19 protein-coding genes are annotated in these 21,732 nt (G+C 52.1%); 16 read left to right on the top strand and 3 right to left on the bottom strand.

Annotated features, from left to right (window positions below):
* Positions 1-26: 26 nt before the first annotated feature.
* From BMY09_RS16960 to map, 3 genes are read right to left on the bottom strand one after another with little or no spacing between them, the layout of a single operon-like run.
* On the bottom strand, positions 27-323 hold the full coding sequence (locus BMY09_RS16960) for a DUF1244 domain-containing protein (RefSeq protein ID WP_091360627.1): 297 nt from the start codon (positions 321-323) through the stop codon (positions 27-29).
* A 32-nt stretch (positions 324-355) separates the two neighbouring features.
* The gene (locus BMY09_RS16955) at positions 356-3,046 is read right to left on the bottom strand and encodes a [protein-PII] uridylyltransferase (protein WP_091360625.1); all 2,691 of its coding nucleotides are present in this window, start codon (positions 3,044-3,046) and stop codon (positions 356-358) included.
* A gap of 23 nt (positions 3,047-3,069) precedes the next feature.
* On the bottom strand, positions 3,070-3,840 hold the full coding sequence (map, locus tag BMY09_RS16950) for a type I methionyl aminopeptidase (RefSeq protein WP_091360623.1): 771 nt from the start codon (positions 3,838-3,840) through the stop codon (positions 3,070-3,072).
* 291 nt (positions 3,841-4,131) lie between these two features.
* Here map and rpsB point away from each other — a divergent pair, with 291 nt between their 5' ends.
* The 16 genes from rpsB (at position 4,132) to accA (ending at position 21,667) form a co-directional block, all read left to right on the top strand.
* Positions 4,132-4,869 (top strand): 30S ribosomal protein S2, encoded by a 738-nt coding sequence (gene rpsB / locus BMY09_RS16945; RefSeq protein WP_091360621.1) that lies wholly within the window; start codon positions 4,132-4,134, stop codon positions 4,867-4,869.
* Between the two features lie 110 nt (positions 4,870-4,979).
* On the top strand, positions 4,980-5,840 hold the full coding sequence (gene tsf, locus BMY09_RS16940; protein WP_091360619.1) for a translation elongation factor Ts: 861 nt from the start codon (positions 4,980-4,982) through the stop codon (positions 5,838-5,840).
* A 98-nt stretch (positions 5,841-5,938) separates the two neighbouring features.
* Positions 5,939-6,697: a UMP kinase gene (pyrH, locus tag BMY09_RS16935; RefSeq protein WP_091360617.1), complete on the top strand. Its 759-nt coding sequence runs from the start codon at positions 5,939-5,941 to the stop codon at positions 6,695-6,697.
* Positions 6,687-7,244 (top strand): ribosome recycling factor, encoded by a 558-nt coding sequence (gene frr / locus BMY09_RS16930; protein WP_091360615.1) that lies wholly within the window; start codon positions 6,687-6,689, stop codon positions 7,242-7,244. The genes pyrH and frr overlap by 11 nt, the downstream gene beginning before the upstream one ends.
* 45 nt (positions 7,245-7,289) lie before the next feature.
* Positions 7,290-8,051, top strand: a complete 762-nt coding sequence (uppS, locus tag BMY09_RS16925; RefSeq protein WP_091360613.1) for a polyprenyl diphosphate synthase — start codon at positions 7,290-7,292, stop codon at positions 8,049-8,051.
* Positions 8,044-8,856, top strand: a complete 813-nt coding sequence (locus tag BMY09_RS16920) for a phosphatidate cytidylyltransferase (protein ID WP_091360611.1) — start codon at positions 8,044-8,046, stop codon at positions 8,854-8,856. Before uppS ends, BMY09_RS16920 begins: the two co-directional genes overlap by 8 nt.
* Positions 8,857-8,868: 12 nt before the next feature.
* Positions 8,869-10,221: a sigma E protease regulator RseP gene (gene rseP / locus BMY09_RS16915; protein WP_091360669.1), complete on the top strand. Its 1,353-nt coding sequence runs from the start codon at positions 8,869-8,871 to the stop codon at positions 10,219-10,221.
* A 28-nt stretch (positions 10,222-10,249) separates the two neighbouring features.
* On the top strand, positions 10,250-12,556 hold the full coding sequence (gene bamA / locus BMY09_RS16910) for an outer membrane protein assembly factor BamA (protein WP_091360609.1): 2,307 nt from the start codon (positions 10,250-10,252) through the stop codon (positions 12,554-12,556).
* An 11-nt stretch (positions 12,557-12,567) separates the two neighbouring features.
* Entirely contained in the window at positions 12,568-13,059 is a 492-nt protein-coding gene (locus BMY09_RS16905; protein ID WP_091360608.1) for an OmpH/Skp family outer membrane protein, read from the top strand.
* 7 nt (positions 13,060-13,066) lie between these two features.
* Positions 13,067-14,110, top strand: a complete 1,044-nt coding sequence (gene lpxD, locus BMY09_RS16900) for a UDP-3-O-(3-hydroxymyristoyl)glucosamine N-acyltransferase (RefSeq protein WP_091360606.1) — start codon at positions 13,067-13,069, stop codon at positions 14,108-14,110.
* Positions 14,107-14,547 (top strand): 3-hydroxyacyl-ACP dehydratase FabZ, encoded by a 441-nt coding sequence (gene fabZ / locus BMY09_RS16895; RefSeq protein ID WP_205209916.1) that lies wholly within the window; start codon positions 14,107-14,109, stop codon positions 14,545-14,547. Before lpxD ends, fabZ begins: the two co-directional genes overlap by 4 nt.
* Positions 14,548-14,549: 2 nt before the next feature.
* The gene (lpxA, locus tag BMY09_RS16890; RefSeq protein ID WP_091360604.1) at positions 14,550-15,320 is read left to right on the top strand and encodes an acyl-ACP--UDP-N-acetylglucosamine O-acyltransferase; all 771 of its coding nucleotides are present in this window, start codon (positions 14,550-14,552) and stop codon (positions 15,318-15,320) included.
* A 3-nt stretch (positions 15,321-15,323) separates the two neighbouring features.
* Positions 15,324-16,496: a lipid-A-disaccharide synthase gene (gene lpxB / locus BMY09_RS16885; protein WP_091360602.1), complete on the top strand. Its 1,173-nt coding sequence runs from the start codon at positions 15,324-15,326 to the stop codon at positions 16,494-16,496.
* Positions 16,477-17,070 (top strand): ribonuclease HII, encoded by a 594-nt coding sequence (rnhB, locus tag BMY09_RS16880; protein ID WP_091360601.1) that lies wholly within the window; start codon positions 16,477-16,479, stop codon positions 17,068-17,070. The genes lpxB and rnhB overlap by 20 nt, the downstream gene beginning before the upstream one ends.
* Positions 17,071-17,101: 31 nt before the next feature.
* On the top strand, positions 17,102-20,596 hold the full coding sequence (gene dnaE, locus BMY09_RS16875; RefSeq protein ID WP_091360599.1) for a DNA polymerase III subunit alpha: 3,495 nt from the start codon (positions 17,102-17,104) through the stop codon (positions 20,594-20,596).
* Positions 20,597-20,713: 117 nt separating this feature from the next.
* Complete coding sequence (gene accA, locus BMY09_RS16870) at positions 20,714-21,667, top strand: acetyl-CoA carboxylase carboxyl transferase subunit alpha (protein ID WP_091360597.1); 954 nt, start codon at positions 20,714-20,716, stop codon at positions 21,665-21,667.
* Positions 21,668-21,732 lie beyond the last annotated feature (65 nt).

Below are 21,732 nucleotides of genomic sequence, written 5' to 3'. Positions count from 1 at the left end.
TCTGGTAAAACCTGGCATATGAGGTGTTATCCCGGCTTCTGAGTCGCTTCGTAGGCCGCCAGTTGTTCAGGGGTTGCCTTCTTCTGATGTTTCTCTTTCCACTCGGAGTATGGCATGCCGTAGACCTGCTCGCAGGCTGCTTCGTAACTCAGTTCTACCCCCCGTTCGTCGGCGGCGGCTTTGTACCACTTGGACAGGCAGTTGCGGCAGAAGCCTGCCAGAATCATCAGATCGATATTCTGTACATCTTTGCGTTGATCCAGATGTTGTACCAGGCGGCGAAAAGCTGCCGCTTCTAATTCGGTTTGTGTCTGTTTGTCCATGAATATTCACCTGTCAGATTAATGCGTCAGCGTCAGGCTGACTTACTATACTCATCCAGCTGCTGACAGATCGCCTCTTGCAGCCTGATGCAGAGATCCGGGTCACTGATGGCCTGTCCCTGCTCGTCGGAGATAAAGAAAAAGTCTTCTACCCGTTCGCCTATACTGGCGATCTTGGCTTTGCGCACCGAGATGCCAAAATCAACAAAGATTCCCCCCAGTCGGGCCAGCAGTCCGGGCCGGTCTGGTGTGATAATCTCCAGGGTGGTCAGTTGAGTGGCCGGGTCGGTGCTCATGTTGACCTGGGTTGGATAGGCAAACAGTTTCATCTGACGTGGAATGCGGCGCTGAATGATGGCCGGGAAGTCGTCGGGGTCATCCAGCTCTTCCACCAGGTGATTGCGAATCTGTTCCAGAAACGCTTCGTCATCCGGCAATGGCAGGTTATCTTCAGCCAGCACCGTATAGGTGTTGAGTGCCTGATTGTTGTCGGCCACCATAATGCGCGCATCCTGAATGTTCAGGTTGAGCTGGTCCAGGGCTGAAGCGGCAGCGGCAAACAGGCTTGGCAGGTCAGGCATGTAGACAAAGATCTCAGTGGCCCCTTCAAAAGCCCGGTAGGATGTTTTGCGGATCATAACCAGTGGCAGATCAGAGTCTCCGTGCTCCAGTATTCCCTGGGTTTGCCAGGCAATATGCTGCGGCTGTTCGCGCAGGAAGTAATCGTCGCCGAGGAGGTTCCAGAACTCGATGACCTCCTGCTCGTTGAAGCCTTTGCGCTGCATAATCGCCAGGGCTTCATTCTGAATCTGTTCGACCCGGTCATCTTTATTAACCGGGTTTTCCAGTCCCCGACGGAGTGCGCGTTTGGTTTCGGTATACAGCTGACGCATCAGGGTTGCCCGCCAGCTGTTCCAGAGGCTGTGGTTGGTGGCGTTGATATCGGCCACCGTCAGGATGTAGAGATAATCCAGGTGGGCGATATCCCGTACCTGTTTGGCAAAGTGCAGAATCACATCCGGGTCAGAGATATCTTTGCGCTGCGCAGTCATCGACATCAGCAGGTGGTTGCGCACCAGCCATTGCACCATATGGGTATCCCATTTACCCAGATGGTGCCGCAGACAGAAAGCTATCGCGTCTTCCGCGCCCAGCTCTGAGTGGTCGCCACCACGCCCTTTGGCAATGTCGTGGTAAAGCCCGGCAATGTAGATTAGCTCCAGCTTGGGCAACTGATTGATGATGCGGTAGGCGATCGGGAATTTCTCCCGCTGATCCTTGTGACGGAACTTGCGTATCTTCTGTATCACTTTCAGGGTGTGGGCATCGACCGTGTAGATATGAAACAGGTCGTGTTGCATCTGTCCGACGATATCACCAAATTCAGGCAGGTAGAGACCGAGAATACCAAACCGGTTCATCCGCTTAAGTTCGGTAGAGACCCCTTTATCCTGCTTTAACAGCTCCATAAACAGGGAGGTGTTGCGAATATCGTTACGGAACTCATCGTCGATACGGTGCCGGTTGTTGCGGATCAGACGGATGGTGGATGCCCTCACCCCTTTGATCTCAGGGTTTTGCGCCAGCAGTACAAACATTTCCAGCATCGCGAACGGGTGGTGTTCAAAAACTGACTCATAGGCGACCCGGATAAAACCGTTGTGCAGGTTGAAGCGGTTATTCAGTGGTTCGATAACCTGCTCCTCTTCACGGCGCAGAATAACCTCATCAAAATACTGCAGCAGCATGCCGTTGAACTCAGACATCGCCTTGGCAACCCGGTAGTACTTGCTCATGAACTGCTCAACGGCCAGTGCGCCGCTCTGATCGGTATAGCCGAACAGGTCTGCGAGGCTGCGCTGATGATCGAACAGTAGTCGGTCTTCGCGGCGCTGGCAGAGCATATGCAGGGCGTAGCGTACCGTCCAGAGGTAGAGCTCACCCTTGTTCAGAGTGTCCAGCTCCAGCTCGGTGAGAAAACCGTGATCCACCAGGTCGCGGATATAGGTCGCACCAAAATGACGTTTCGCCACCCAGCCAATAGTCTGCAGATCCCGTAATCCTCCGGGAGAGTTTTTCAGGTTGGGTTCCAGGTTGTATTCGGTATCGTTGGTTTTGTCGTGCCGGCTGTTTTGTTCATTCACCTTGGCGAGGAAGAACTCTTTATCGGTCCATGCGCCTTCTGAAGTTACCCGCAGGTACATCTGAATATGCAGATCGGCATTGCCGACCAGTGGACGCGATTCGATCAGATTGGTTGCGATAGTGATATCGCTTTGGGCTTCGTTGTAGCATTCGTCAAGGGTGCGGACGCTGGAACCAATGTCGAGATTGATATCCCATAGCAGTGTGAGAAAGCGGCTGATACTCTCCTGTACTTCGCTGTCACTGATGTTATCCAGCAAAATCAGAATATCGACATCGGAGCGGGGGTGCAGCTCGCCCCGGCCATAACCTCCGACGGCCATCAGGCAAATATGTTTATCGTCTGGCCAGTCAAACAGTTGCCAGGCCTGCAGTAGCAACTGATCGATCAGCCAGGCGCGACCATAGATCAGCTTGCGAATATCCTCGCCTTCCCGGAAGCGGGCGTCCATCTTCTCCTGGGCTGCTTTCAATGCATCTTTAAATACCGGTATGGGGGAGCTTGATTGCGCCAGGGCAGCGCTAAACTCGCTGGCAGAAAAGAGCGTTTCATCAGCAGCAAAAGCGTTGTGCGACATGGATTGCCCTCGGCAGCGGTAGATTAGATGGTTTCATCCTTGCGTCTGGTTAGCGTTTCATAACCATCAGCGGTGACCAGGATTGTATGTTCCCATTGCGCCGAAAGGCGCTTGTCGACGGTTTCGACTGTCCAGCCGTCCCGTTTTAGCAATTTAACGTGGCGTTTGCCAGCATTGATCATCGGCTCAATGGTAAAGCACATCCCCTCTTGCAGTTCGACGCCGGTCCCCGGCTTACCATAATGCACTACTTGTGGGTCTTCGTGGAAACCGATGCCGATGCCGTGGCCACAGTATTCCCGTACCACTGAATAGTGATTGGCTTCAGCGTATTGCTGGATCACATGGCCTATATCGCCCAGGCGGGCGCCAGGTTTGACCAGGGCCATCCCTTTATACAGGCATTCCTGAGTGATTTCGCACAGCCGTTGCGCATGGGGAGGGACATTGCCGACATAGAACATCTGGCTGGTGTCGCCGTGGTAGCCATCTTTAATCACGGTAATATCGATATTGATAATGTCCCCGTTTTTGAGTGGCTTGTCATTTGGAATACCGTGACAGACAACGTGGTTGACCGAGGTGCAGATCGACTTGGGAAACCCGTGATAGTTGAGTGGCGCCGGGATTACCTGCTGCTCGTTGACCATATAGTTATGGCAGATGGTATTCAGTTCTTCTGTGGTGACGCCTGGCTTGACAAAGGGGGCGATCATTTCCAGGACTTCTGCAGCCAGACGTCCTGCGACGCGCATTTTTTCGATCTCTTCCGGCGTTTTAATCGTGATGCTCATATAAACCCTTAAATTTGTAAGCCTTTGGGGCGTAAGAAGATATCAGTGGATTGTAGCGAATTTACCGACCAAGAACAAAACACTGCGAATAAATAGATTGTAATTCATACTTCAAAACAGGGGGCGTTTATGGTATAAAATCGCGCTCGAAATTTGAGTTTCTGAATCCGCAGGGTTTGCAAACGCAGGTTTCATAAATCCACACATGTTACCGACACATCTCCTTGGGTGCCGCTTGCGGTTGGGGGGTGGGGTGCATGGACGTCTAACCCTAATACTTAGGAAAATATAATGGCAAAAGTTACAATGCGTGACCTGCTGAAAGCAGGTGTTCACTTCGGTCACCAGACCCGTTACTGGAACCCGAAAATGGGTAAATACATTTTTGGTGCCCGTAACAAGATTCATATCATCAACCTGGAACACACCCTGCCAGCACTGAATGGTGCGCTGGATGTTGTTAAAGGCATGGCTGGCAACAAGAACAAAATTCTGTTCGTTGGTACTAAGCGTGCTGCCAGCAAGACCATCAAAGAAGAAGCAATTCGTGCGAATATGCCGTACGTTAACCACCGCTGGTTGGGTGGTATGCTGACTAACTACAAGACTATCCGTCAGTCTATCCGTCGTTTCCGTGATCTTGAAGCACAGAGCCAGGATGGTACTTTCGCTCAGCTGACCAAGAAAGAAGCGCTGATGCGTCAGCGTGAGATGGAAAAGCTGGAGCTGTCTATCGGTGGTATTAAGGATATGGGTGGTCTGCCAGACGCGCTGTTTGTGGTTGACGTTGATCACGAGCGTATCGCTATCAATGAAGCTAACAAGCTGGGTATCCCTGTCATTGGTATCGTTGATACTAACAGCAACCCTGATGGTGTTGACTACGTTATTCCGGGTAACGACGATGCCCTGCGTGCAATTCAGATCTACGTTAAAGCGGTTGCTGATGCATGCTCTGAAGGCGCGGAAGTTAATGCTGGTGACAAGAGCGAATTCGTTGAAGTTGAAGACGACGCTGCTGCTGAGTAATCAGACTGTCAAGCGGTTTGGATAGACTATTCAGACACGCGGGAGGGGGAGCTGAGTTGCTCCCCTTTTTTTGAATTTGAATCAATAGATTGTTAATGGGGTAAAACCAAATGGCAAACTTCTCCGCTAAGCAGGTAAAAGAACTGCGCGATCGTACCGGTCTGGGTATGATGGAGTGTAAGAAAGCGCTGGCTGCTGCTGATGGCGATGTGGATAAGGCGATCGAAGAGCTGCGTAAAGCATCAGGTATGAAAGCGGCTAAAAAGGCTGGTCGTACTGCAGCTGAGGGTGTTGTTGCGGTTAAAGTTGCTGATGACAGCAGCTATGCCGTTGCAGTTGAAGTTAACTCTGAAACTGACTTTGCTGCTCGTGATGACAACTTCCTGGCCTTTACTCAAACGGTTCTGGAAAAAGCTTTTGCTGACAAGCAGACAGACGTTGCCGCACTGATGGCTGGTGAACTGACTGATGTTCGTGATGCGCTGGTACAGAAGATCGGTGAGAATATCGGCGTACGTCGTGTTTTCATTGTTGAAGGCGAAACGGTCGCTGCTTACGTTCACGGTACTGGTACTCTGGCGGCCATTGTTGCCCTGAACGGTGGCGATGCTGAGCTGGCTAAAGATGTCGCAATGCATGTTACTGCTGTTAATCCGCAAGTGGTTAGCAAAGAAGATATGCCTGCTGATGTTGTTGCGAAAGAGAAAGAGATCATTCTGGCTCAGCCTGATATGGCTAGCAAGCCTGCAGAGATCGCAGAAAAGATGGTTGTTGGACGTATCAACAAATTCCTGGCAGAAAACAGCCTGGTTGAACAGCCATTCGTTAAAAACCCCGATGTTAAAGTGGGTCAGTTGGTTAAAGATGCGGGCGCTTCTGTTGCATCTTTCATCCGTATTGCAGTAGGTGAAGGTGTCGAGGTCGAGCATAAAGACTTCGCTGCTGAAGTTGCTGAGCAGTTGAAAGGTTAAACACTGATCCTGCGCAGATTGCGCGCCTGTTCTGGGTGCGCAATCTATTTCTTTCTTGTTACACTGGTGCGAACTCAGTCCGGGTGGAGACGATACCGATGCCTGCCTCAAATAAACATTCCAAATATAAACGTATACTGCTCAAATTAAGTGGCGAAGCCCTGATGGGTGAAGCAAATTTCGGCATCGATCCTAAGGTGCTGAACCGGATGGCGCTGGAGATAGGTCAACTGGTCGGTATAGGTGTTCAGGTCGGTATGGTTATTGGTGGTGGTAACCTGTTCCGTGGTGCGGCACTCAGTGCAGCGGGCCTTGACCGGGTGACCGGAGACCACATGGGGATGCTGGCAACAGTGATGAATGCATTAGCGATGCGTGATGCGCTGGAACGTTGTAATATTGCTACCCGTGTAATGTCTGCCATACCGATGCGCGGTGTGGTGGATGATTATGATCGCCGTAATGCGGTCCGTTACCTGAATCAGGGTGATGTTGTGATTTTTTCTGCGGGTACCGGTAACCCGTTTTTTACTACAGACTCTGCCGCATGTCTGCGGGGCATCGAAATCGATGCTGATGTGGTAATAAAAGCCACCAAGGTTGATGGTGTGTATACCGCAGATCCAATGAAGGACCCTTCTGCCAAGCGCTATCTGCATCTGACATTTGATGAAGCGCTGGATAAGCAGCTGGGCGTCATGGATCTGACTGCAATCTGTCTGGCTCGTGACCATGATATGCCGGTCCGGGTTTTCAATATGAACAAACCAGGTGCGTTAGCCAACCTGATTGTTGGTAGCGACGAGGGAACCGTCATCGATAATAATGAGACGGTAGGAGATATATATGCTGAATGAGATCGCTCAGGATGCCCAGGATCGAATGGGTAAAAGTCTGGAAGCTCTGGCCACAAACCTGAAGAAGATTCGAACAGGTCGGGCGCATCCGAGTATTCTGGAAACCGTACATGTGAATTATTACGGTTCAGCTGTGCCGCTGAGTCAGGTAGCCAATATCAGTGTTGAGGATGGTCGGACGCTGTCGATCTCCCCATGGGAATCCAATCTTGTTCCCGATATTGAAAAGGCGATTATGAAATCTGATCTGGGCCTGAACCCCTCTACAGCAGGCGCAGTGATTCGTGTGCCTATGCCTGCGCTGACCGAAGAAACCCGTAAAGGGTATATCCGTCAGGCTCGTCAGGAAGCTGAAAATGGTCGTGTATCGATTCGTAATATCCGCCGCGATGCCAATGGCGATATTAAAGATCTGCTGAAAGAAAAAGAGATCACTGAAGACGATGCCCGTCGTGGTGAAGATCAGATTCAGAAGCTGACCGATAAATTTATCGCTGAGGTTGACCAACTGCTTCAGGATAAAGAAGCGGACCTGATGGAAATTTAATAGGGAATAGCCGGTAACCTCTGTTAGGGTGTGCCGGCGTCTGATATGTCGGAAAAATTACAGCTCAGCCTGCCTGTGGGAAAGTCTGTCCCGCGACATATTGCGATCATTATGGATGGCAATAACCGGTGGGCGAAAAAGCATGGAAAAGGTAGTCTGGCGGGTCACCGGGCCGGTGTAGAAAGCGTCCGCAGTGTGGTACAGGGGTGCGCTGAACTGGGCGTGGAAGTGCTGACGCTGTTTGCTTTCAGTAGCGAGAACTGGCAACGGCCCCCGCTCGAAGTAAAAGGGTTAATGGAGTTATTTGCTCTGGCGCTTGATCGCGAGGTGAAGAAACTTCATAAGCACAATATCCGTTTGCGGGTTATCGGTGATAAGAGTCGCTTCAGCAGTTCGTTGCAGAAGAAGATTGATAAAGCCGAGCTGCTGACGGCGGCTAATACGGGGCTGATAGTCAATGTGGCTGCCAACTACGGGGGGCGGTGGGATATTGTTCAGGCGGCGAAACGCTTTGCACAGGGTTGTATTGACGGACAGTTTACCCCGGAACAGCTGGATGCCGAACTGCTTGGCTCGATGGTGTGCCTGAGTGATCTGCCTCCCCCGGATCTGTGTATCCGCACCGCTGGAGAACAGCGCATCAGTAACTTCCTGATCTGGCAGATGGCTTACAGTGAGTATTTTTTCAGTGATCTGCTGTGGCCTGATTTCGACAAAAACGCTCTGGGTGCCGCGATTCAAAGCTATGCAACCCGGGAGCGTCGTTTTGGTAAAACCAGTGAACAGATAGAGGCTGATAATGCTTAAAGAGAGGGTCTGGACCGCTGTCCTGTTGGCACCGTTGGTTTTGGCGGGGCTTTTCCTCTCCAGCTTTGACGTGTTTAAACTGTTTGTGGCGGCGATTATTCTTTTGGCTGCCTGGGAGTGGGCTAATCTGTCTGCTCTGAGTGCTCCTGCCGTGCGCTTTGCATATACCTCTCTTATAGCAGCCCTGATGGCTGCCCTTAATTATTATTCGCCGGATGCACTTTTTGGCCGGGTTCTTCCTGTCGCTGTTATCTTTTGGGGGCTGGCTGCCTACTGGGTTGTGCGCTACCCCTCGGCCAAGGGGTGGCAAGCTACCTGGCAGCGGGCTCTTATTGGTGTTCTGGTGTTGACCTCCAGCTGGATGGCGCTGGTCAGTCTGCATCACCTGCCCAGAGGCGGGGTGTTGTTGCTGATGTTGTTGTTATTGGTCTGGGGGGCTGATATCGGTGCATATTTCGCTGGTAAAACCTGGGGGCACGCTAAGCTGGCACCCAACGTTAGTCCGGGTAAAACCCGTGCCGGACTGTGGGGTGGGCTGGCCTCCTGTGCTCTGATATCGCTCTGTTTTGTTTTCTATCTTGAACTTGATCTGCTAACCGGAGTCTATCTGTTGCTGATGGCGATGATTGCCGGGCTGGCTTCGGTGCTGGGTGATCTGTTTGAAAGTATGCTCAAACGGCATCGGGGTATTAAAGATAGTAGTCGCTTGCTGCCTGGTCATGGGGGGATACTGGATCGTATCGACAGTATTACCGCGGCTGCGCCAGTGTTTGTCGTGGGGCTGCAACTGATAGCGGTTGGCTGATTCTGAGGAATGATGGACATTATAAATACGGTACTGGCACTGATTGTTACCCTGGGGATTCTGGTAACCATCCATGAATATGGCCACTTCTGGGTGGCCAGGCGTTGTGGTGTCAAGGTTTTACGTTTCTCTGTCGGCTTCGGTAAGCCGCTGGTCTGCTGGCGTGACCGGCGCGATACAGAATATGTGATTGCCATGATTCCACTCGGCGGTTATGTGTCGATGCTGGATGAGCGTGAAGCCGAAGTTGAGCCTGAGCTGCAGGATCAGGCGTTTAATCGCAAACCTGTCCTGCAGCGCATCGCCATTGTGGCGGCTGGTCCTGTGGTCAATCTTCTGTTTGCGGTGGTCGTATACTGGGCGATGCTGGTTTCGGGTGTTGAAAAAGTGGCACCGGTAATTGGCAGTATTGCCGCAGGCAGTGTGGCGGAGCGGGCCGGGTTGCAACATGGCGATGAGATTCTCACCGTTGCCGGGCGGAAAACCCATTCCTGGGATGAGATTAATCTGGCGATGGCGACCTATATCGGTGAATCGATATCTGTACCGTTGACGGCCCGAAAGGGGCAGAGCGGTCAGCCGCAGGGCTATCAGTTGAGTCTGACTGACTGGCATTTTAATCCGGAAACGCAAAGTCCTCTGTCGGCACTGGGTATTCAGCCCTATCGGCCGGTTCACCCCGCTGTTATTGGGCAGGTGGTGGAAACAGGGGCGGCAGCAAGAGCGGGTCTGCTTGCGGGTGACCGGGTTGTCGCAATCGATAATCAGCCGGTGACTGAGTGGGGACAACTGGTCGATATTATTCGTGAGAATCCCGGTCGGGCGCTTGAGCTGGAGTTGCAGCGTGAGGGGCAGCGACTCAGTATAACGGTTACTCCGGATGAAAAGTCTGAAGCAGAGGGCGTGGTTGGCTATGTTGGCGCGGGTGTTGTGCCGGTTAAATGGCCGCCCGAGATGTTACGGCAGGTGCGTTACGGTGTTTTCGAATCGATTGGCAGAGCGTTTTCACAAACCTGGCAGATGATCAGTCTAACCCTTGATTCAATCTGGAAAATGCTGGAAGGGGTTCTGTCGGTAAAAAACTTGAGTGGACCGATAACCATTGCTAAAGTGGCAGGCGCTTCTGCGGCTTCGGGTGTAGAGGCATTTGCCGGATTTCTGGCATACCTGAGTATCAGTCTCGGTATTCTTAACCTGTTACCAATCCCCATGCTGGATGGTGGGCATCTGCTGTATTATTCAGTAGAACTGCTACGGGGGAGGCCAGTCTCTGAGAAGGTGCAGATGATTGGCTTAAGAATCGGAATGGCAGTTTTGTTTTCGCTTATGGGCGTCGCTATTTTTAATGATCTAATGCGACTTTAAATTTTCTATCCAATATAAGAACCAGTTCATGAAGATCAGAATCGGACTTCTCTTTTCCCTGGCACTGTTTTCAGCGGTTGTTAGTGCGCAATCATTCACAGTAGAAGATGTGCGCCTGGAAGGGCTGCAACGGGTGGAACCCGGCCTGGTGTTGCGAAATCTTGATATCGACTCGGGGCAGAGTGTCGATCAGAGCGAGATTGCTGAGGCGACCCGTCGGGTGTTTCGCACCGGTTATTTTGATGATATCCGCATCGCCCGTGATGGCAATGTGCTGATCGTCAGGGTTCAGGAGCGTCCCGCCGTCAGTCTGATACGCCTTGAAGGGAATAAGGTGCTGGAAGATGACGCGTTGCTGGAGGGGCTGAAGCAGAACGGCCTGCGCGAGGGGGATGTCTTTAAGCGGGCAACCCTGGAAAAAATTCGTCAGGATCTGCTGCGCATGTATGCAGGACAGGGGCGCTATGGTGCGGCGATAGAAGCAGAGGTGGAGCCACTGTCTGAAAACCGTGTGGCACTGAATATTGATATCAAGGAAGGCAAGGTAGCGACCATCCAACATGTCAATATCGTTGGCAATACGGTGTTCAGCGATGAGGAGCTGAAAGATGAGTTTTCCCTCAAACTACCCGGGTTCTGGGACTTTTTCAGTGACTCCGATAAGTATGCCCGGGAAAAGCTGGCCGGCGATCTGGAGCGTCTGCGTTCCTATTATCTGGACCGCGGCTATATCAACTTTACAATTGATTCGTCTCAGGTTTCGTTGTCACCGGATAAGAAACACGTTTTCATCACGGTCAGTGTGACCGAGGGTGAGAAATTTTCCGTTGGCGATGTGACCGTTGCCGGTGATCTGGTGGTGGATGAACAGGAGTTGTTGGATGCGATCACTGTCGCTAAGGGGGCAACCTTCTCCCGCCGTGAAATGACCGAGTCTCAGGATGCGCTGGTCCGTAAGCTGGGCGACAAAGGCTATCTGTTTGCCAATGTCAGCCCGGTGCCTAAGATTAATGATGATAATACCGTTAATCTGCAGTTTTTTATCGCCCCGGGCAAACAGACTTATGTGCGTCGCATCGCTATAAAAGGTAATACAAAAACTGCGGATGTGGTGGCTCGCCGCTCAATATCACAGATGGAAGGTGGTTTGGTTTCTTCAGCAGCGATCGAGCGCTCCAAACAGCGTATTGCCCAGACCGGTTATTTTAAAGATGTAAATGTGGAAACCGCACCGGTACCCGGTACCGATGATCAGGTGGATCTGGAATACAGTGTTGTTGAAGACAATACCGGTAACTTCTCTGCCAGTGTCGGCTTCTCACAGACCAGCGGTGCGATTCTCAATCTGAGTGTTGAACAGGATAACTTTCTGGGGTCGGGTAACAGTGTCGGCTTTGGTATCACTCAGAGTGATACGATTACCGAATACAAGTTTAGCTATGTCGAGCCTTATTATACCGTTGATGGCGTCAGCCGGGGCTATAACATCTATTCCCGTGAAACACATTACGATGAAGAGAATGTGAGTAACTATTCCACCGATACCCTGGGGGCCGGGGTCAATTTCGGCTACCCGATGGATGACTATCAGCGGCTGAACTTTGGTTTTAACTTCGAAGGGATCAAGGTTAAGCCTTCGAACGATGTTTCACAGGAAGTAACAGACTATATAGATTTGGAAGGCGACAGCTTTAATATTTTCAACGTCCAGCTTAGCTGGAGTGATAACCATCTGAACCGGAAGATTTTCCCTACCGAGGGGTATTCGCAGAGTGCTTCGATAGAGATAGGCGTTCCCGGCAGTGATCTTTCCTACCATAAAGAGCAGTATAAGGGGCGTATCTACTACCCGCTGAGCGAAGACAGCGAGGGGTTGATCGGATCCTTGCGTGGACGCCTCGCCTTCGCCGGAAAACTGGGCGACAACGAATACCCATTCTTTAAAAACTATTACAGCGGTGGTCTCAGTTCTGTTCGTGGGTTTGACTCCAACTCCCTGGGGCCTCGTGATTCTAAAGATGATCCATTCGGTGGTAATGTCGCTATTGATATGAGCGCCGAGCTGATCTTCCCGGTACCCTTTATAAAAGACTCCAGTTCGATGCGGACCCTGCTGTTTGCCGATGCCGGTAATGTCTTCCTCACGGAGTGTCCTGTTGGAAGTTCAGGTTGTGATAATGGCATCAAGCTGGATGAGCTGCGTTACACTGCTGGTTTTGGCTTCAGCTGGCTGACGCCAATCGGACCGATCTCTATTGCCCTGTCTAAGGCGTTGAATGCTAAAGATACAGATGACGAGCGATTCTTTGAATTTGCTCTTGGACGAACTTTCTAAGGAGAATGACTATGTTTCGATCACTGATACTTATCGTAGGACTGGTGTTCAGCTTCAATGCCATGGCTGAAAAAGTGGCAGCCCTCAGTGTGCAGCAGGCTCTTATGAACAGCAAAGCGGCTGAAGCCTATCGTGATAAACTGAGTTCAGAGTTTAGCAGTGAACAGAAACAGTTGTCAGACCTGAAAGCCCAGGTAAAAAAGATTCAGGATGAGATAAAAAAGGGCCAGGATACTCAGTCGAAAGAGGTGCAGGATCAACAGCGGGTACAGTTCCAGAAAGCCTATGGCGAATACCAGCGCCTGGGGCAGGCGCTGCAGCAGAAGCAGCGCCAGCGTGAAGAAGAGTTCCTGAAACAGATGCGACCGAAACTGGATGTTGTGATTCGCAGCCTGATAGAGTCTGGTGACTATGATATGATCGTCAGCAAAGAGGCTACTTTCTATGTCAAGCCAGAGCTGGATATTACCGCAAAGGTTGTAGAGCTGCTGGATAAGCAGTAAGCGGTCGATGGCTCATTCTCCTTTTACCGTATCGCAACTGGCCAGCCTGTTAGAGGCTGAGCCTGTCGATTCTGACCATCTGATAGAAGGCATAGGGACGCTGCAATCGGCAACAGAGCATCAGCTGTCATTTTTACATAGTGGTCGTTATCAGCATCAGCTATCTTCTTGCAGGGCTGGTGCTGTGCTGGTGCGGGCTGAACACCGTGACGATGTGACCGGTATTGCGCTGGTAGTTGCCGACCCATATATAGCCTATGCCAGAGCCACCGCGCTTTTTTGTGGCCTGTCAGAGACCGGCAGCGGAATTAGTCCTGCGGCGCAGATCAGTCCTACTGCGTTGCTGGGTGATCACCTGACCATCGGCGCAAATGTGGTTATCGCCGACGGTGCACAGATCGGCTCTGGAGTGACGATTGGTGCAAATAGTGTGATCGGTAGCAACTGCGTGATCGGAGAAAATACCCGTATTGCAGCCAATGTAACCCTCTATCATGAGGTCAGGCTAGGTGCGTCGTGTGTGATCCACAGTGGTGCAGTGATCGGAGCCGATGGATTTGGTTTTGCTAACAATAATGGTGAATGGATTAAGATTCATCAGTTGGGCAGTGTCCGGGTGGGTGACCGGGTCGAGATTGGTGCCGGCACAACAGTCGACCGGGGCGCGCTGGATGATACGGTGATTGGAGATGGCGTGATACTGGATAACCAGATACAGGTCGGTCACAACGTCAATATCGGTGATAATACGGCAATTGCCGCCTGCACCGCGATCGCAGGTAGCGCCCGGATAGGGAAAAATTGTACTATCGCTGGTGGTGTTGGCATTGCCGGGCATCTGACGATCGCTGATGGTACACATATCACGGCGATGACACTGGTCAGTAAATCTATATTGCAACCGGGTGTATTCTCTTCCGGGACGGTGATGGAACCCCATCAGCAATGGAAACGTAATGTGGTGAGATTTCGTCAGTTGGATGAACTGTCTCGTCGGGTTAAGTGTTTAGAAAATATTGTAAAGCAGCATACTGAAGGTCAGCCTGAATGATGATGGATGTAAAAGAGATCCGCAAATATTTACCTCACCGTTACCCTTTCCTCCTGGTAGACCGGGTGGTGGAGTTGGTACCTGGTGAATCGATCGTCGCTTATAAGAACGTTACCGTGAATGAAGACTTCTTTAATGGTCACTTCCCGGACCACCCGGTCATGCCGGGGGTGCTTATCGTTGAAGCGATGGCGCAGGCTGCCGGAATTCTCGGCTTTAAAACCATGGATAAAACCCCGCAGGATGGCTCGATATACTATTTTGTTGGTTCTGATAAGGTCCGTTTTAAGCGGCCGGTAGTGCCTGGAGACAGACTGCAGCTGGAAGCTACCATCGTTTCTGAAAAACGGGGTATCTGGAAATTTGATGTTCGTGCTACAGTTGATGGAGAGCTGGCAAGCTCAGCAACTATTCTTTGTGCAGATAGAAAGGTTTAAAGTTGATCCACTCCAGCGCCATTATAGATCCGTCGGCCCGGCTGGCCGATGATGTTGAGGTGGGCCCCTGGACCATTATCGGCCCCGATGTAGAGGTCGGTCCCGGGACTAAAATCCATTCTCACGTGGTTATCAAGGGACCGACGAAAATCGGTTCGCATAACCATATCTATCAGTTCGCCAGTATTGGTGAAGACTGCCAGGATAAAAAGTATAACGGTGAGCCAACAGAGCTGCTGATCGGGGATCATAACGTCTTCCGTGAAGGCTGTACTGTTCACCGGGGTACCATCCAGGACAATAGCATTACCGTGATTGGTAGCCATAATCTGTTTATGGCGAATGTTCACGTGGCTCACGACTGCGTTGTCGGTGACCAGAATATTCTGGCGAATAACTGTGCCCTGGCCGGGCATGTCCATTTGGGTGATTACATTATTCTGGGTGGTTTCACCGCGGTGCATCAGTTTTGTCTGATCGGTTCTCACAGTATGTGCGGTGCCGGCAGTGTGGTGCTGAAAGATATTCCTGCTTTTGTTATGTCTAATGGCAATAGCGCTCAGCCGCACGGTATTAATGCCGAAGGCCTGAGGCGACGTGGTTTCTCTGCCGAGGCTATTCAGAATATCAAGCGTGCTTATAAGATTATCTATCGTCAGGGGCTGAAGCTGGAGGAGGCGATTGCTCAGCTCGATCCTCTGGTGGCTGAAACACCAGAGCTTCAGCTGTTGTCGGACTCACTCAAAGCCTCCAGTCGGGGCATCATTCGCTAGGGTATGGCTACCCTGCGCATCGGTATCGTAGCAGGTGAGGCATCGGGAGATATTCTGGGTGCCGGGCTGCTGGCAGAACTGAAACAACGTTTTCCTGAGATTGAGATTGAGGGCATCGGTGGTGAGCTGATGCAGGCTGAGGGGTGTCACAGCCTTTATCCTATGGAAAAGTTGTCGGTGATGGGACTGGTTGAGGTGCTGGGTCGGTTGCGGGAGCTGCTAAGGATCCGCAGATCACTGGTGGCGCATTTTTCTCAGCAGCGTCCGGATATTTTTATCGGAATTGATGCCCCGGATTTTACCCTCAATCTTGAAGGCAAGTTGCGTCTTGCCGGTATTCCAACGGTCCATTATGTCAGCCCGTCGGTTTGGGCCTGGCGCAGTAAACGGGTATTTAAAATTCTCAAAACCACCGACCTGATGCTGACGCTGTTTCCGTTTGAAGCGAAGTTTTATCAGCAACATGCGATGCCCGTAGAGTTTGTCGGTCATCCTCTGGCAAATATGATCCCCCTTGAACCGGATCAGGCAAAGGCCAGAGCAGACCTGGGTCTGCCGTTTGAACAGCAGATTGTCGCGCTGATGCCTGGCAGTCGTGGTGGTGAGCTGAAATATCTGGCTGACCCCTTTCTGGATACGGCTCGCTGGTTACTGAAGCGCAACTCTGATCTTGTTTTTGTGATGCCGGCAGCTAATCAGCAGCGTTACGACCACCTCAGGGCGCTACTCGACCGCCGTTATAGTGATCTGCCGGTCAAGCTGGTGCTGAAACGTTCCCGTGAGGTGCTGACTGCCGCGGATGCGGTGCTGATCGCATCGGGCACCGCGACCCTTGAAGCGTTACTGCTGAAAAAGCCGATGGTGGTGGCTTACCGGATGGCCCCGGTCACCTATATGATTATCTCCCGTTTGCTCAGCAGCCAGTATATCTCTCTGCCTAATCTGCTGGCAGATGCGCCTCTGGTTCCTGAGATTCTACAGAATGATGTGCGCCCCGAAATACTGGGGCCTGCCATTGAACAGGCGTTGCTCGATAGCGAAGAACAGAGTGCGCTGAAACAGCATTTTTATGAGATTCACCTGCAACTGCGTCAGGATGCCAGTAAAAAGGCGGCCGATGCGATTGTCCGTTTGCTGCAATCCAGGGGGAGGCTGAGTGGAAAACCTGGGGTTTGATTTCTCTACCGGACGACTGGTCGCGGGCGTCGATGAGGTAGGGCGGGGACCACTGATTGGAAATGTGGTTGCCGCAGCGGTTATCCTTGACCCAGCCAGGCCTGTCGATGGCCTGACAGATTCCAAAAAGTTAAGCGAAAAGAAGCGAGAGCAGCTGTTTCCGCTGATTCAGGAGCGGGCGCTGGCCTGGTCGATTGCCTGGGCGACCCCAGCCGAGATCGATGAGCTGAACATCCTTCATGCCACGATGCTGGCGATGCAAAGGGCGGTCACTCAACTGAGCGTTGTGCCTGAGTTTGCCCTGATCGATGGTAATCGTTGTCCACCGGGTTTACCCTGTGCGTCGGAAGCGATTATCAAAGGTGATCTCAAAGAGCCAGCCATCAGCGCCGCATCGATTCTGGCTAAGGTTTACCGTGACCGGGAGATGGCAGAGCTGGATCAGCGTTACCCCGATTATGGTTTTGCCCGCCATAAGGGCTATCCGACCGCGCTGCATATGGAACGGTTGCGTCTGCTGGGCCCATTGCCGGAACACCGGCGCAGCTTCAGGCCCGTAGCAGAGTTGCTTTAACCCACAATTATCACTGAATAAATGAGCTGAAATGACAGACCCGGCATTTGTACATCTTCGACTGCACACTGAGTATTCACTGGTTGATGGGCTGGTGCGCATTAAAGAGCTGGTGAGTGTTGCGAAAGATCAGCAGATCCCCGCTATCGCCATCACCGATCAGGTAAACCTGTTTGCGCTGGTTAAATTCTTTAAAGCGACCACCGGGGCGGGAATAAAGCCGATTTTTGGCGCAGATATCTGGATCGAAAATGAGACCGATCCGGAGGCGACTCCCCACCGGATGACGCTGCTAGCCATGAATGAGAAAGGCTACCGCAATCTGATGGAGCTGATCTCCCTGGCCTATGAGAAAGGTCAGAATATTCAGCCTGAGCGGGCGTTACTGAAAAAGAGCTGGATCGTTGAGCGCGCCGAGGGACTGATCGCACTGTCGGGTGCAAAAGATGGTGAGGTGGGACGGGCGCTGGCGGACAACGATTCTGCCCGGGCTGTAGTGGAACAGTGGCAATCCATATTTCCAGATCGTTTCTACCTGGAAATTCAGCGTACCGGACGACCGGGTGATGAAAACTGTGTCCATGCTTCGGTCCAGCTGGCCCATGAGACGGGTTGCCCACTGGTTGCCACCAATGAGGTGATGTTCCTCAAGCCGGAGGATTTTGAAGCACATGAAGTACGGGTGTGTATCAACCAGGGGCGAACTCTGGAAGACCCTCACCGGCCAAAATACTACAGCGAACAGCAGTATCTGCGCACCCCCGAAGAGATGACTGAGTTGTTCAGTGATATCCCCTCTGCGATTACCAACACCGTAGAGATCGCCAAACGCTGTAATGTAGAACTGGATCTGGGCACCTACTATCTGCCGAAATATCCCATCCCGGATGGGATGACCATGGATCAGTTTTTTGCCGATGTCTCCTGGAAGGGGCTGGAAGAGCGTCTGGATATTTTGTTGGATAAAAATGATCCGGATTATGCTGAGAAGCGCAGACCATACGAAGAACGGCTGAGATTTGAGCTGGATATTATCACCCAGATGGGTTTCCCCGGTTACTTCCTGATCGTTATGGACTTTATCCAGTGGGGTAAGGATAACGGCGTGCCGGTGGGGCCTGGCCGGGGTTCGGGTGCCGGCTCTCTGGTCGCCTATGCGCAGAAGATTACCGACCTTGATCCATTGGAATACGACCTGCTGTTCGAACGTTTCCTCAACCCGGAACGGGTATCGATGCCCGACTTCGATATCGACTTCTGTATGGATAACCGTGACCGGGTTATCGACTATGTGGCTGAAACTTATGGTCGGGATGCGGTATCCCAGATCGTCACTTTCGGTACCATGGCGGCTAAGGCGGTGGTACGGGATGTTGCCCGGGTGCAGGGTAAAGCCTTTGGCCTGGCCGACCGCCTGTCCAAGCTGATCCCCTTTGAGGTGGGTATTACCCTGAGCCGGGCGATGGTGGAAGAGCCTCTGATGAAGGAGTTTGTCGACTCCAGTGAAGAGGCTCAGGAGATCATGGAGATGGCCCTCAAGCTGGAGGGCCTGACCCGTAACGTGGGTAAACACGCCGGTGGTGTGGTGATTGCCCCGACTAAACTGACCGATTTCTCGGCCACCTACTGTGATGAGTTTGGTCACGGCCTGGTGACTCAGTTTGATAAGAGCGATGTGGAGGAAGCCGGTCTGGTTAAGTTCGACTTCCTCGGCCTGCGAACTCTGACAATCGTCGACTGGGCGGTGAAAACCATCGACCGGATCCGCGCCAGGAATGGTGAAGAGCCTCTCGATATTGCGTTGATCGATCTGGAGGACCGAGCCACCTTTAATCTGCTGCAATCCGCAGAAACCACCGCAGTATTCCAGCTGGAATCCAGTGGTATGAAGGATCTGGTGCGGCGTCTGAAACCGGACCGCTTTGAAGATATTGTCGCGCTGGTGGCGCTGTTCCGACCTGGCCCGCTGCAGTCGGGCATGGTGGACGACTTTATCTTGCGTAAGCATGGACAGGCTGAGCTGGCCTATCCTCACGCCGATTATCAGCTGGATATTCTGCAACCGGTACTGGAACCGACCTACGGTATCATCCTGTATCAGGAACAGGTCATGCAGATCGCACAGGTGATGGCAGGTTATACCCTCGGTGGCGCGGATATGCTGCGTCGGGCGATGGGTAAGAAAAAGCCCGAAGAGATGGCCAAGCAGCGGGCGGTATTCCTCGATGGTTGTGAAACCAATGGTATCGACCGGGACCTGGCAGGCAACATCTTTGACCTGGTAGAGAAGTTCGCTGGCTACGGTTTCAACAAATCTCACTCCGCCGCCTATGCACTGGTTTCCTATCAGACCGCCTGGCTGAAAGCACACTACCCTGCGCCATTCATGGCCGCGGTTCTCTCCTCTGATATGCAGAACACCGATAAGGTGGTGATCTTCATCGAAGAGTGTCGCACCATGAAGCTGCCGTTGGTGTTGCCGGATGTTAACTGGGGCGAGTACATGTTCACCGTGAATGATAAGGGTGAGATTGTATACGGTCTGGGGGCGATTAAAGGGGTCGGTGAAGGCCCGATTGAAGCAATTGTCGAGGCGCGTAATCAGGGTGGACATTTCAAGGATATCTTTGATTTTTGTAAGCGTGTTGGTAGTAAAAAGCTCAATAAGAGGGTGCTGGAAGCGTTAGTCCGCTCGGGTGCACTGGATCATCTGGGGCCGGATCGTGCCCAGCTGTGGGCCTCCATCGGTGAAGCGCTGAAAGCGGCGGATCAGTCCGAGCGTAATCAGAGCGCGGGGATGTTTGACCTGTTCGGTGAGGTTGAGGCCGAGCAGCCCCGGGATCCCTATGCAGAATATATGAAGCTTCGGAACTGGACCGATAAGGAGCGTCTGCAGGGTGAAAAAGATACCCTGGGGCTCTATGTAACCGGGCATCCGATCGATGAGTATGAGTCTGAGTTACCTAACTTCATCTCCCGGCGGATCGTGGAGCTGGTGCCCCAGCGGGGTCAGCAACAAAAAATGCTGGGCCTGGTGGTGGACGTGCGGGTTAAGAAAACCAAAAAAGGGGACTCACTCTGTTTTGTCACGCTGGATGACCGCACCTCAAGAATAGAGGTCTCGCTGTTTGGTGAGGCGTATGACGAATACCGCACCATGCTTAACAAGGATGCGATACTGCTGATCGAAGGTGAGATCACCATCGATAGTTATTCCGGCACCGATAAGCTCAAGGTGCGGGGTAATAAGGTTGTTGATATAACCCAGTGCCGCGCCCGGTATGGTCGTCAGATTGAGATCGACTGCGATAGCTCGCAGTTGAAAGAGCGGCCTTTAAAATCCTTTGGTGAGCTGCTTCAGGCCCATAAAGGTGATGTGAATATGCCGGTGGCGTTGCGTTACAGCAGCGATAATGCCTCTGCAACGCTCTGTCTTGGTGAGGCGTGGCAGGTGAAACCCAGTGACGAGTTGTTGCTCAAGCTTAAAGACCAGTTTGGCGGAGATGCGGTCAGAATTCGCTACTGATCAGGGTGGTTCTTAGTCTCTACACAGGGTAGAATTAGGCCAATTTTTATCGTCGGCTGATCTTTAGTTGCCACTGCGTCCCGGCCGGAACGAAGCAAACTTACGGAATATCAATACATGAATCCCAACTATCTGGATTTCGAACAGCCAATTGCAGACCTGGAAGCCAAGATTGAAGAGCTGCGTCTGGTTGGCGATGACAATGAACTGAACATTGAGGAAGAGATCTCAAAGTTGCAGGCAAAAAGCCGCACGCTGACTAAATCTTTGTTCAGCGACCTGAGTGAATGGCAGATCTCCCAGATCGCTCGTCACCCTCAGCGTCCTTACACTCTGGATTACGTTAAGCTGATTTTCGACGAATTTGAAGAGATCCATGGTGACCGTCATTTTGCAGATGACCGGGCTCTGGTGGGTGGTATTGCGCGTCTGGAAGGGCGTCCGGTGATGGTGATTGGCCATCAGAAAGGCCGTGAAGTGAAGGAAAAGGTGCGTCGCAACTTCGGCATGCCGCGTCCTGAGGGCTATCGTAAAGCGCTGCGTCTGATGGAGATGGCCGAACGTTTTAAGATGCCGATCCTTACCTTTATTGATACCCCTGGAGCTTATCCCGGTATCGATGCTGAGGAGCGGGGTCAGTCTGAAGCGATCGCATTCAACCTGGCGGCAATGTCCCGACTGAATACGCCGATTGTTGCTACTGTGGTAGGCGAAGGCGGTTCCGGTGGAGCCCTGGCGATCGGCGTCTGCGATGAGTTGATGATGCTGCAATACTCCACCTACTCTGTTATCTCTCCGGAAGGCTGTGCATCTATTCTGTGGAAAAGCGCTGATAAGGCGCCCGATGCTGCCCGGGCGATGGGTCTGACCTCGGATCGTCTGCACGCGCTGGGTCTGGTGGATCAGATTGTTGATGAGCCTCTGGGTGGTGCTCACCGGGATCACGCGCTGATGGCGGCTAACCTCAAGAAGCATCTGTTGGAGACACTGGAGCGGTTGTCAGATATTGAGCAGGACGATTTGCTGGAACGACGCTACCAGCGACTTATGTCCTACGGCATTAGCCAGTAACACAGCAACCGCCGGCGACACCGGCGGTTTTTTTTGCCTGTCAGCCATGAGCCAGGGCAATGATA

This window comes from Amphritea atlantica (assembly GCF_900111095.1).
Classification (GTDB): domain Bacteria; phylum Pseudomonadota; class Gammaproteobacteria; order Pseudomonadales; family Balneatricaceae; genus Amphritea; species Amphritea atlantica.
Note: the sequence above shows the minus strand (reverse complement) of the source record. Positions and strands in the feature narration are given on the sequence as shown.